A 12,260-nucleotide genomic window follows, 5' to 3' on the forward strand; every position below is an offset into this window, starting at 1 on the left:
TTCATCAAAAATAACCCCGACTGGACTTCCAGACGGGATTACTTTTCTCTATATTCGATTCATAAACCAATATTGCGTAATGGCTAAATACTCTCGTATATTCGATGGAATGACAATTCGCTTCGGTGTTTCAGCCGGAAGACCTTCTAATTGTAAACCTTGCTTGGCTGCTATTTTTTTCGCTCTAAACATATGGAAGTCGTTTGTTACGATCATTCCTTTTTTCATATTGTCCGGAATTAACGGTTTTGAGAATTTAATATTCTCATCTGTACTCGTTGACTTATCTTCCATTATAATGCGGTCTTCTGCAATTTTTAGTTTCATTAATCCATTTTTCATTGCTAATGCTTCTGAAATATCTTCTCCTTTTCCTTTCCCTCCAGATACTATAGCAATTGTTTTCTCATGTGATTGTAAATACTCAGCTGCTTTATCAATACGATATTGCAATGAGTACGACGGTTTCGTTCCATTTACTTTCGATCCTAATACAATTATATAATCCGCATCGTAGGTTGCATTCATCTGTCCATGCTTATAAATGTTATATTGTAAAAATCCTGCATAAACGGTGCAAATGATTATAATGCCTATCATATACTTAATTATTTTCTTCTTTTTCATATCCATATACTCCTATGTTCTTTGCTTCTTTCATGATAATATCCATTTATTTGTTTGTATACAGACAAATTCCAATTCAGCCTAATTTATCCTCTGGAAAGTAATATTTATATTTCTTTCGGGAACAGTAAGTACAACTTTGCACGAAGGAGTGTCTCTATTGCTTCTCTTTTTATGTAACGTATCGTTCTTTTTCATCTTATTTTTACTATCACTTAAAATGCTCGGTAAATCAGCTTTAGCACAACTAACTCCTCATGATTTTGGTGCTATTATCTTTTTATCTTATTTAGCTTTTCAGGCCATACCTGTCTCTGGTGCTTTGCAAGCTTTTCTCGGTATGGTCGTTATTACATGTTTGCATTTGCTTCTTACAAAATTAAGCTTACTAAACAAACTAAATCGTTTTATTCTCGGACACCCTATCATTTTAATTAAACATGGTGATATTATTTTTGAAAACTTACAAAAAAGTAGATATCCAATCGCTGAACTACTGTCTAACCTTCGCGTCGCAGGATATCCAAGTGTTCACGAAATTGAATATGCTATTTTAGAAGCGAACGGAGCCATTAGCATTTTACCAAAGCGTGAACTTGTACCATTAACTCCAAAAGATTTAAACATAGATGTTACGTATGCTGGATTACCAATTGCCCTTATCGTTGATTCGCAAATTCAATACGATAACTTAAAGTTAATTCATAAAGACGAAAAATGGTTATATAAAGAATTAAAAGAAAAGGGCATCACTAATATTAAAAGCGTTGCTTTCGCGTCTGTTCAAGAAACAGATGGATCTTTTGCGATTAGTTTAAAAGAGTAAAAAAATCCCCTTACTTGCTCAAGGGGATTTTCTTCATTAAATCGCTTCTTTCTCTCCCGCCATATTTAATGGAACAGGATGTTTCATACGATTCATCGTAAATACGATAATCGCTGTCAATACTTCAGCTACTGGCATAACGAGCCAAATTCCATTTATCCCAAATACTTTTGGCATAATCCATAATAATGGAATAATAAATAGTAACCCTCGGCTCATTATAATCAGCACTGATTTTGTCGTTTGTCGCACTGATTGGAAGTACTCTCCATACACAATGTTATATCCTAAAAATACATATTGGATAAAGAACAAGCTAATACCCGTTAATGTTAACTCCAATAACTCTGGAGATTGGACATCAAATAGACCAATAATATATTTCCCGAAGAATAATCCGATAACTATTGCAATACCACCGAGTACTACCGCAATTTTTACAGCGAACTTTAATCCTTCACGCAATCTTTCTGGTAAATTTGCCCCGTAATGGAAACTAGCGATCGGTTGTAACGCTGCTCCAACACCGAAGAATAGTAGTAATGTCATCGCATGAATACTGTTCACCATCGCATAAGAAGCGACTCCTACTTCTCCTGCATATTGAACGAATGCAATATTAAAACCAATCGTAACAATCGCTACTGTACTTTCTGCTGTAAAACTAGGAAAACCTATAATCATAATTTGTTTAACTGTATCCCATTCAAAATGGAATTTCGTCCACTTTAAAATACTACTTTTTCTAAAGAAATGCGTTAATAATACAAGGAAACCAATTGCTGCTGAAAGAATAGTCGCTGAAGCAGCACCTGTTACACCCCATCCAAAGATGAAAATAAAGATATAGTCAAACACTATATTTAATACAGCAGTTACAACTAGACCTGCCATTGCTAAATTAGGATTTCCGTCATTTCGTATAAATGTACTTAAAATATTTTCTAAAACGTATATCATTCCAAATGTTAATAACACGTGTAAATAGTCTAACGTATACGGTAAAATCACTTCGTTTGCACCGAATAAGTATGCTAAATCTTCTATTCTCCATAAGCAAATCGCTGCTAACACACCTACGATAATTACTGCTACCGTCATGGATTGAGTAAAAATAGATCTTGCCCTATCTAATTTATTTTCACCTAGTGCAATGGAATATAACGTTGCCCCGCCCATTCCAATCCATAATGAAATAGAGAAGAAAATTGAAAACGCTGGAATAGCCACGTTTACTCCTGCTAATCCGTTCGCTCCAACTCCCCTACTAATCATAACCGCGTCAATCACAATATTAACTGACATTAACACCATTCCTAGAACGGCTGGTATTAAATAAGAAATAAATAAACTTTTTATCGGTTTTTCTCTTAACTTTTCTGTTGTTTCCATCATATAAATGCTCCTTTTTCAATGCTCTGTTCACAGTTTAAACCTTCAAGTTACTTGAAGGTCAATAGAGAATTAAAAAATAGGTAACTTAATTATCGTGTTTGATGCCAATTTGTAATGATACGAGTCCTACAACTTATTGCTTTGTTTTTTCATTATAGGAATTTGAATTTCTGTTACTTGCTCCTCTGGATTATCTGTTACAGACCAATCAATTAATGCAATCTCAATCGCATCTCCACTTACTTCGTATCCTTCTTGATTAATATATTTCATTAACTTCTTATACGTTTCATCCGTTTCTTCATATGGTCCATGATGATATACACAGGCAAACATGCCTTCTTTAATTTCATCTGAACTATGTATTTGAAAAGGCATGTAATCCAAAAGAATAAAAACACTGCTATATGCTTGAAACTCATTTTGCATTAATCCTTTTTTCGCAACTGTTACACCGATATCTCCAGAAAATAAGCTATCATCCATTTGTTTCATATTTTTTTGCAACGAATGAATATAGTACTCAAACATATCATCCGTCGTATTCGGGGCAACCGCAATTGCTGTAATTTTTCGCTGCGGGATCTCTTTAATTACCATTTGTTCAGCTTTTGCTTTTGTCGCTTCCTTAATTAAATGAATTTTATGTTCCATTTTCGCCAAAGCATACTCAATTTCTCTTTGTTTTTTCAACATCATTTCTTGTTGTTTTTCCAGTAAATTGAGTGCGTATGCCGGATTTCTTTCATCAATATATTTCTTAATTTCCTTTAATGGAATATTTAATTGGCGTAAAAATTTAATCGTATCTAATAGTGAAAATTGATCGATCGTATAATAGCGATAATTTGTTTGCGGGTCCACAATGGACGGATGAAAAATCCCCTTTTCATCATAATAGCGTAAAGTAGATTCCGCTATATTATGCATTTTTGCCATTTCTCCAATTGTAAAACGTTTATTTAATAACATCTTTTATTTCCTTCCATTTCTATTTATTTCATTATATGTTCATTCTGTCTTCAAAACAAAAAAGAATTCCCCTAAGAGAATTCTTTTTATTAAATCTTAAACCTCTATTATTATAGGAAGGATCATCGGTTTTCTTTTCGTGTTAGTATATATAAACTTCCCTAAAGCCTCTCTTACTTCTCTTTTCAAAATACCCCAGCTATTCACATTCTCTTTCTTTAAATTATTAATCGTAATAACAGCTAATTTATTTAATTCCTTCAAAAATTCTTCTGAATCACGAACATAGACGAATCCACGAGAGATAATATCAGGACCGGAAATAATTTCTCCATCCATTTTATTAAAGGTAATAACTATTACGAGCATTCCATCTTCTGAAAGTTGTTTTCGATCACGTAATAAGGCATTTCCAACATCACCAATTCCTAAACCATCTACATATATATTTCCAGCCTGTATTTTTCTAGATTGAATGGCCACTTCATTACTTATATCTACAACATCTCCATTACGAACGATAAAGATATTTTCTTTTTCGACACCAATTGATTCTGCTAACAAGCTATGGTGATGTAGCATTCTAAACTCTCCATGAATTGGGATAAAATATTTAGGTTTCATTAAAGTGAGCATTAATTTCAATTCTTCTTGATACGCATGACCAGATACATGAACTCCAGTAGAACTACCTGATCCATAAATTACTTTTGCTCCTAAAGCAAATAAATTATCTATAATTCTTGAAACGTTACGTTCATTGCCTGGAATCGGAGTCGCCGCTATAATAACCGTATCTTCTGCTAAAACATCAACTTGTCTATAGTTTCCACTCGCTAAACGCGCTAAAGCTGCCATCGGTTCTCCTTGACTTCCTGTACAAAGTATCGCTACCTGCTTTGGATCTAAACGATTTACTTCACTCGCTTCAATTAACATGTCGTCTGGAATATGTAAATACCCTTTCTCTAGAGCAACTTCTACTACATTTACCATACTTCTCCCGAGCAGAGCTAGTTTTCGATTTGTTTTTATGCAAGCTTCAACTATTTGCTGAACACGATTCACATTAGAAGCAAATGTAGAAATAATTACTTTTCTATTTGCTTTCATAAATATTTCCTCTATCCGTTCCCCTACCGATCTCTCTGATGGAGTAAAACCTGGTCGTTCTGCATTTGTACTTTCAGATAGTAAAGCTAGTACACCTTCACTACCTATTTTAGCCATTTTATGAATATCAGGATGTTGGTTATTTACTGGTGTTAAATCAAATTTAAAATCCCCGGTGTGTACTACAGTACCTTCTGGTGTATGAAACACAATACCGAGACAGTCTGGAATACTATGATTCGTTTTAAAGAATGTCGCCTTAATAGAACCGAGATCGATTTCTGATTCTGCGTGAATAACGATTAATTCCGTATCATTTTGAAGATTATGCTCTTTTAATTTAATTTCAATTAAACCTAACGTTAACTTCGTCGCATAGATTGGTACGTTTAGTTGTTTTAAAAAATATGGTATTCCACCAATATGGTCCTCATGTCCATGCGTCACGACTAACCCGCGAATTTTTTCTTTATTTTCTTGTAAGTATGTGATGTCTGGAATTATTAAATCAATTCCTAATAAACTTTCATCTGGAAATTTAGATCCACAATCAATAACGATAATATCATTTTCATATTGAATAGCGTACATATTTTTTCCTATTTCATTTACTCCACCTAAAGCAACGATAGACAAATTGTTTTTTAATGACTTCAAATGATAAGCCCTCCCTTTCACATTTATAATTCTTGAAATCGTATTTAGGCTTTATTATTTGTAATGAAAAAGGGCTTCATACTATTTCATACATATAAAAATTCACACACTATTCTTATATGTATATCCCTAATAACACCTTTTCTCTCCAAAAAAGCTCCCATTTTTTCATTGATTTTTTGTAAAATATATTATATATTAATTACAGGTTCAAATTACGAGTTCAAAAGAACTTGTAATCAGACCCTTTGTTTAATGGGTTTTACATATTTTCATTAGGCAAATTCCGAGAAATCGTATGATAAAAATAAAAATGATGAGGAGAGGATCCGATGGATTTCGAATTTTTCTTTCAAATTGCACTTATTTTATTAAGTACAAAGCTTGCTGGTGACCTTAGTGTTAGACTAGGTCAACCTTCTGTACTCGGTAAATTAATTGTCGGTATCGTTATCGGTCCAGCTATATTAGGTTGGATTGAAAATTCAGAGCTTCTAACACAATTAAGTAATGTCGGTGTTATTCTTTTAATGTTTATGGCAGGACTTGAAACAGACTTAGAGGAATTAAATGCAAATCGTAATTCTTCTTTAGCTGTTGCCCTTGGAGGTATCATTCTACCATTCGTAGGTGGTTACGTTTCTGGTCTTGTTATGGGAATGGAACAAGGAAATGCTGTATTTTTAGGATTACTTCTATGTGCGACAAGTGTTAGTATTTCCGTACAAACACTTCGTGATTTAGGAAAGATGAAAACACGTGAAAGTACAACTATGCTTGGCGCGGCTGTATTTGATGACATTCTTGTTGTTATTTTATTAGCATTTGCAATGAGCTTCTTAGGTACAGACGATGTTAACTTAACAATGGTTATCTTGAAGAAAGTTGTATTCTTCGCTTCTATTATTTTAATCGGATGGAAAGGTGTTCCTGCGATTATGCGCTGGTTATCACCACTACGCGTATCTGAGTCTATCGTGAGCGCGGCTCTTATCATCTGTTTCTCATTCGCATATTTCGGCGAACTATTAGGAATTGCTGGTATTATCGGTGCTTTCGCCGCTGGTATCGCTATTTCTCAAACGAACTACAAACATGAAGTAGAAAAGAAAGTAGAACCAATCGCTTACGCTATGTTCGTTCCAGTATTCTTCGTTAGTATCGGTATGAATATTACATTTGACGGTATTGGCAATCAAATTTGGTTCATCCTAGCATTAACAGTAATCGCTGTATTAACGAAACTAATTGGTTGTGGATTTGGTGCGCGAATGACTGGATTTGACGCTAAGTCTTCTGCAATTATCGGTGCTGGAATGGTTTCTCGTGGTGAAGTTGCACTTATCATCGCAGGAACAGGACTTTCTTCAGGTCTACTAGCACAAGATTACTTTACAGCTATCGTTATTGTCGTTATTTTAACTACAATGATTACACCACCAATGTTAAAATACACTTTTGGTGCAAAAGATAAAGCAATGAAAGCAAGTAAATAAGTTTAATAAAAAAGGAGATTGCTATCTTATAAGATAGCAATCTCCTTTTTCGTTTTATCTTTAAACAATTTTATTCGTTTTTAACCATTTTTCAAAAATAATTCGTGCTTCTTCATCATCAATATCATTACTAAATGAATACACCATAATGCCGTAATCATCTATATATTCACCTAGCTTCATTTTCTCCACTTTCTTATAAAAATTGTCTACCTCATAGTGCGGAATATAAGCGTCCCAAACTGGTTCATTTATTCTTTTGTACGCCGTCACTTCTAAATCGTATCCATCTTCATAATACCCGATGTGATAATGTTGACTAGGGTCATATTTCTTCATAAAAGTTCCCTCCCTTTGAAAATTTATCATATTTCACATAATAAACAAAAGCGAGCTGTATATTACAGCTCGCTCGATTCATTAAATACGTTCCATCGCCGTCTTCAACGTTCCAACAACAAAGGCAATTTCTTCACTTGAAATAACAAGTGGTGGTGCTAATGTTAAGACGTTATTATATCCTGCTGTTGTCATGCCGTTTCGTCCAATAATTAAACCTTTTTCTTTACAAGCATTTACAACACTTGCAATTTTGTCGTTATCAATTGGTTCTTTCGTCTCTTTATCATTTACTAGTTCGATTCCAACTAGTAGACCTTTCCCTCTAATATTCCCAACAAGTGGATGCTCTCCAATTTCTTCTTTTAATTGCTCTAATAAAAGCGAGCCCATTTGTGCAGATCGCTCAATTAAATTTTCATTTTCCATAATCTCTAAGTTTTTAAGCGCTAATGCACAAGCTGCAGGATTTCCACCAAATGTATTAATATGACGGAAGAATTCATATTCTCCCTTCCCTTTAAATGCTTCATATATTTCTTTTTTCACAGCTGTCGCTGATAACGGTAAATATGCGCTCGTAATCCCTTTTGCCATCGTAATAATATCTGGCTGAACGTCATAATTCATAAATCCAAATGCTTTTCCTGTACGTCCGAAACCGCAAATCACTTCATCACTAATGAGCAAGGCACCGTGTTTTTGACACGTTTCATGAACAGCTTTCATATAGTCTTGTGGCGGCATTAAAATGCCTCCGCCCGTAATAATTGGTTCCATAATAAAAGCTGCAATCGTTTCACTTAATTCCCATGTCATAACGCGATCTACTTCTTTTACACATTCTACATCATAAATATTCTCTCTTTCTATTCCAGGCATACGATAACAATCTGGCGGCGTTACATGTAAAAATCCTGAAGCAAATGGCTCATATTGATATCTACGCTGTGCTTGTCCAGTCGCTGCCATCGTTGCCATTGTATTTCCATGATACCCGCGGTAACGTGACATAAATTTATAACGATGCGGTTCACCTTTTTGAGCATAGTATTGTCTTGCTATTTTAAAAGCTGTTTCGTTCGCTTCCGAGCCACTATTAGAGAAGAAAATAACATACTCTCCTCCAAGCCACTCATTTAATTTTTCTGCAAGCTTTATAGCCGGTTCATGCGATTGTGACATTGGAAAGTATGATAATGTTTGTAATTGCTTATAAGCCGCCTCTGCGAGCTCTTTTCTGCCATATCCACTATTCACACACCAAAGACCACTCATACCATCTAAATATCTTTTCCCTTCTATATCTTCAACCCAGCACCCTTCTGCTTTTGCCCCTACCATTGTACTATTTGGACTAAAGGGACGCATTCCGTGCCAAACATATTGCTCATCTTTTGCTAATAATTCATCAGTCTGTTTCGTTTTCATCATTTCTTCCACCTTCCATAACAACTTATTTTTCACAAAAGCTGTGCTGGTGCCATGATGATTTAATTTTCTCCCTGCTTATTTTCATTCCACAAAATTAAGACAAAATCCTACTTACAATACAGTAATATTTACAAGAAAAAAAGAGCTTTTCTTATATATCGAAAAGCCCTTCTCTTTTTAATGTGACGATGCATCACTAACACCATGACCTGTATTAGATTTCACAAGAATCTCATCAAATTTCGCAGCATCTTCTTTCTTACTAGATAACACGGTTCCTAAATATGCTGCAAGGAATCCAAGCGGAATTGAAATAATTCCAGGTGTCGTATATGGGAATATCGCTTCCCCAACAAATATAGCTTTTCCAGCTACAGGGTTCCAAACATTTGGACTTAAGGCTACGAGAACAATTGCTGATACAAGACCAACGACCATACCCGAAATGGCACCTGTTGTATTGAAGCGCTTCCAATATATTGTGAATAATATAACTGGTAGATTTGCACTCGCTGCAACTGCAAATGCTAATGAAACTAAAAATGCTACGTTCAACGTTTGAGCAAATAACGCTAGTATAATGGATAATACCGCTACCCCAATAGACGCATAGCGAGCCATTGACACTTGCTCTTTTTCCGTTGATTTCCCCTTGCGAATAATTTCATTATAAAAATCATGTGCAAATGCTGATGCTGCTGTTAATACAAGGCCTGCCACTACAGCTAAAATAGTTGCAAAGGCAATTGCTGATACGAAAGCAAATAAGAAATCTCCACCTAACGCTTTAGCTAATAAAGGTGCTGCCATATTACCAGCAGGGTTTGCTTTCATAATTGCCTCATTTCCTACAAATGCTGCTGCCCCAAATCCTAAGAAGATTGTCATAATATAAAATGCGCCAATTAACCACGTAGCGTACACAACAGATTGCCGTGCCGTTTTTGCATCACGTACTGTAAAAAAGCGAACAAGAATATGTGGTAATCCGGCAGTACCAAGAACTAGTCCTAAATTTAAAGACAGTGTATCAAGACCATCCTTATACTTTACCCCTGGATTTAAAAATGAATCTTTTAATGGCGTAGCTGTTTTCATTTGCGCGAACATTTCAGTCACACTAAAATTAAATTTTGAGAAAACGATAACAGAAATAATAAATGTACCAGCCATAAGTAATACAGCCTTAACAATTTGTACCCAGCTCGTCGCAGTCATTCCGCCAAAAATAACGTACACTGTCATTAATGTACCAACGATTAAAACGGATGTCGTATATTCGATCCCTAATAATAATTTAATAAGTGCACCAGCCCCAACTAATTGTGCAATCATATAAAAAATCGAAATCGTCATTGTATTAAGCGCTGCAACGCCGCGAACTTTTTTCGCATCAAAACGCGCCGCAATCATATCTGCTAACGTGTACTTCCCTAAATTTCGAAGTGGCTCTGCAACTAAGTATAATACAACTAAGTAAGCAACTAAGAAACCGATACTATAAAAGAACCCATCAAAACCAGTTAATGCGATGGCTCCGGCTATACCAAGAAAAGACGCAGCAGACATATAATCTCCCGCAATGGCCAGACCATTTTGCCAACCAGTTAATCCCCCTCCAGCTGTATAAAACTCACTCGCATTTTTCGTTTTCTTCGATGCAAAATAAGTTATGACGAGTGTACCAAGAACGATGATTAAAAATAATGCAAAAGCGGTTACATTCAAAGTTAGCCCCTCCCTTTTTGCATATCTTGTAGAATTTTTTGCGAGATTTTATCAAAGGATTCTGCTTTTTTGCTATAAATCATACATAATGACCACGTCATGATAAATTGCGCAAATGCAAACACCCATGCCCACGTAACATCCCCAAATGCTGGTGTATTGAGCACCTTTGAATACGATGTTAAAATAGGTAATGCAATAAAAAAGCTTAAAAAGAAAATACTCATCGGAACGATAAACTTCTTTTTCGTATTTAATAGCAATTGAAATTCTTCTGACTGTACAACCTCTGTATAATTCACTTCATTTTGTAACTTACGTGCTGATGTATCATCTCTTTTCATTCCCATTCCCCTCTCTTACTGAAAATACAATTCCCCCTTGTATACCTAAAGACTAAATTTTATAAATATTCAGAAACTTATTTCTATTTTAGACAATCCATACATTCCTGCAAAGATTTTTCGATAGACATTTTTCGCCAATTTCTCCTAAGTTTTTAATATACTTTTTCAACATAAAAATTACGCACTTCAATTCCTCACCAGTCAAGCTTTACAGGAAGTTATCTTCCATCTAACTTCCTCATATTTGCCGGATTTTGAGGCGGGAGTTTTACCACCCGGCAAATTTCCAAATAAAAAAAGTAGTGCTTATCGCACTACTTCTGTCTTTTTCTCTTTTTCTAAATTACGAGCTGTTTCACTTAATTCAACGTCTTTCCCATCTTTAAGCGTTCCAAATATGAAATCGAATACTGGATTTGAAACACCAAACCAAAACTTTTCATTTTTATAATGGTGTAATATGTGCTGTTTTTTTAGCCATCTTCCAAACTTAGTGAACGGACGAATCGGCTTATGTGCAATATAATGTTTCCATTCATAAACGAGAAGCATGATAATCATTCCAATTCCGAATGAAAGTGTAATAGTAGCACTTTTTGTTATACCATATGCTATAAGTAAATATATAGTAAAGCTAGGTATACTAAACCATACAGGCAAAAACAATAGTTTTAAATCATCTGGATATACATGATGATCATAATGTAATCTTCTTAACATTTTTAATAAAAATACGTTTTTAGGTGGCTTTAAATGGAATAAAAACCGATGTGTCATATATTCGTTAAGCGTATAAAAAACAATCCCAAACAAACACGCGAACATACCGATCCATGTGAAAAATTGCATTTTTAAAATAATGATGAAAATAAATAAAATACTATACATAATAACGATATCATGTTGTAAAAAGAACTCTTTCCCCACTCTCTTCATCTTCCTTCCCCCTTTTCCAAAAAAACAGCCGCAACATATCGTTACGACTATTTCTTTTATTTTTTATTTTATTCTATTCACTTTACAAATTTGCCTGCTGCTCTATTGTCGAGAAAAAATTGTTCGATCCAAATATATTTTGCTTTGGAATAATATGTTCCACCGCAAACACTGTTACTTCTCCTCTTTGTACCTCTCCAATAATGAGCCCAAATATTTCATGATTTAGCGCAAACGTTGGTTGCTTTGTTTGCAGTAATCTTGCTGCATTATGAAATACCGCTTCATATAGTGGATTCCTATCAGTAATTTCTTTTCGGATTTTGGGTGCTAACGTAATAATAATTTCTTTTCCGTCAATAGTGGTTCGATACATAAAAATCTCCCCTT

General features: G+C 34.7%; 12 protein-coding genes. 2 read left to right on the forward strand and 10 right to left on the reverse strand.

The annotated features are described in order from the left end of the window. Nucleotides 1-48: 48 nt before the first annotated feature. Nucleotides 49-627 carry a YdcF family protein gene (locus AC1DMU_RS07930; RefSeq protein ID WP_088062754.1) on the reverse strand — a complete coding sequence of 193 codons (579 nt, stop codon included), beginning with the start codon at nucleotides 625-627 and terminating at the stop codon, nucleotides 49-51. Nucleotides 628-787: 160 nt separating this feature from the next. Between AC1DMU_RS07930 and AC1DMU_RS07935 the strand changes: the two genes are divergently transcribed. Next, nucleotides 788-1,453 carry a DUF421 domain-containing protein gene (locus AC1DMU_RS07935; protein ID WP_000923941.1) on the forward strand — a complete coding sequence of 222 codons (666 nt, stop codon included), beginning with the start codon at nucleotides 788-790 and terminating at the stop codon, nucleotides 1,451-1,453. A 36-nt stretch (nucleotides 1,454-1,489) separates the two neighbouring features. Here the strand turns inward: AC1DMU_RS07935 and AC1DMU_RS07940 are convergent, their stop codons facing one another. From AC1DMU_RS07940 to AC1DMU_RS07950, 3 genes are all read right to left on the reverse strand, one after another. Then, nucleotides 1,490-2,845 carry an MATE family efflux transporter gene (locus tag AC1DMU_RS07940; protein WP_088062787.1) on the reverse strand — a complete coding sequence of 452 codons (1,356 nt, stop codon included), beginning with the start codon at nucleotides 2,843-2,845 and terminating at the stop codon, nucleotides 1,490-1,492. 129 nt (nucleotides 2,846-2,974) lie between these two features. Continuing rightward, entirely contained in the window at nucleotides 2,975-3,820 is an 846-nt protein-coding gene (locus tag AC1DMU_RS07945) for a MerR family transcriptional regulator (RefSeq protein WP_088062753.1), read from the reverse strand. A 96-nt stretch (nucleotides 3,821-3,916) separates the two neighbouring features. Then, nucleotides 3,917-5,590: a ribonuclease J gene (locus AC1DMU_RS07950; protein WP_088062752.1), complete on the reverse strand. Its 1,674-nt coding sequence runs from the start codon at nucleotides 5,588-5,590 to the stop codon at nucleotides 3,917-3,919. Between the two features lie 332 nt (nucleotides 5,591-5,922). Between AC1DMU_RS07950 and AC1DMU_RS07955 the strand changes: the two genes are divergently transcribed. Next, nucleotides 5,923-7,086, forward strand: a complete 1,164-nt coding sequence (locus AC1DMU_RS07955; protein WP_048543422.1) for a cation:proton antiporter — start codon at nucleotides 5,923-5,925, stop codon at nucleotides 7,084-7,086. A gap of 60 nt (nucleotides 7,087-7,146) precedes the next feature. On the opposite strand, the gene AC1DMU_RS07960 is transcribed toward AC1DMU_RS07955, so the two are convergent. The 6 genes from AC1DMU_RS07960 to AC1DMU_RS07985 all read right to left on the reverse strand — a co-directional run bounded on the left by AC1DMU_RS07960 (nucleotide 7,147) and on the right by AC1DMU_RS07985 (nucleotide 12,246). Beyond that, a complete protein-coding gene (locus AC1DMU_RS07960) occupies nucleotides 7,147-7,425 on the reverse strand; it encodes a DUF3986 family protein (protein ID WP_088062751.1) in 279 nt (92 codons plus the stop codon). Between the two features lie 81 nt (nucleotides 7,426-7,506). Continuing rightward, nucleotides 7,507-8,856, reverse strand: a complete 1,350-nt coding sequence (locus AC1DMU_RS07965) for an aspartate aminotransferase family protein (RefSeq protein ID WP_000850952.1) — start codon at nucleotides 8,854-8,856, stop codon at nucleotides 7,507-7,509. Nucleotides 8,857-9,036: 180 nt separating this feature from the next. Continuing rightward, nucleotides 9,037-10,587, reverse strand: a complete 1,551-nt coding sequence (locus AC1DMU_RS07970) for a solute symporter family protein (protein ID WP_001103252.1) — start codon at nucleotides 10,585-10,587, stop codon at nucleotides 9,037-9,039. Between the two features lie 2 nt (nucleotides 10,588-10,589). Then, entirely contained in the window at nucleotides 10,590-10,931 is a 342-nt protein-coding gene (locus AC1DMU_RS07975; protein ID WP_062822009.1) for a DUF485 domain-containing protein, read from the reverse strand. 309 nt (nucleotides 10,932-11,240) lie between these two features. Continuing rightward, nucleotides 11,241-11,870 carry a sterol desaturase family protein gene (locus AC1DMU_RS07980; RefSeq protein ID WP_000832138.1) on the reverse strand — a complete coding sequence of 210 codons (630 nt, stop codon included), beginning with the start codon at nucleotides 11,868-11,870 and terminating at the stop codon, nucleotides 11,241-11,243. A gap of 82 nt (nucleotides 11,871-11,952) precedes the next feature. After that, the gene (locus tag AC1DMU_RS07985; RefSeq protein ID WP_000286360.1) at nucleotides 11,953-12,246 is read right to left on the reverse strand and encodes a hypothetical protein; all 294 of its coding nucleotides are present in this window, start codon (nucleotides 12,244-12,246) and stop codon (nucleotides 11,953-11,955) included. Between the last annotated feature and the right edge of the window lie 14 nt (nucleotides 12,247-12,260).

Source organism: Bacillus sp. 01N45, assembly GCF_056399205.1.

Bases quoted from the DNA above. Each gene is read 5' to 3' on its own strand.
- AC1DMU_RS07955 (WP_048543422.1), top strand. From the start codon at position 5,923: ATGGATTTCGAATTTTTCTTTCAAATTGCACTTATTTTATTAAGTACA.
- AC1DMU_RS07965 (WP_000850952.1), bottom strand. From the start codon at position 8,856: ATGAAAACGAAACAGACTGATGAATTATTAGCAAAAGATGAGCAATAT.
- AC1DMU_RS07980 (WP_000832138.1), bottom strand. From the start codon at position 11,870: ATGAAGAGAGTGGGGAAAGAGTTCTTTTTACAACATGATATCGTTATT.
- AC1DMU_RS07945 (WP_088062753.1), bottom strand. From the start codon at position 3,820: ATGTTATTAAATAAACGTTTTACAATTGGAGAAATGGCAAAAATGCAT.
- AC1DMU_RS07960 (WP_088062751.1), bottom strand. From the start codon at position 7,425: ATGAAGAAATATGACCCTAGTCAACATTATCACATCGGGTATTATGAA.
- AC1DMU_RS07975 (WP_062822009.1), bottom strand. From the start codon at position 10,931: ATGAAAAGAGATGATACATCAGCACGTAAGTTACAAAATGAAGTGAAT.
- AC1DMU_RS07940 (WP_088062787.1), bottom strand. From the start codon at position 2,845: ATGGAAACAACAGAAAAGTTAAGAGAAAAACCGATAAAAAGTTTATTT.
- AC1DMU_RS07930 (WP_088062754.1), bottom strand. From the start codon at position 627: ATGAAAAAGAAGAAAATAATTAAGTATATGATAGGCATTATAATCATT.
- AC1DMU_RS07985 (WP_000286360.1), bottom strand. From the start codon at position 12,246: ATGTATCGAACCACTATTGACGGAAAAGAAATTATTATTACGTTAGCA.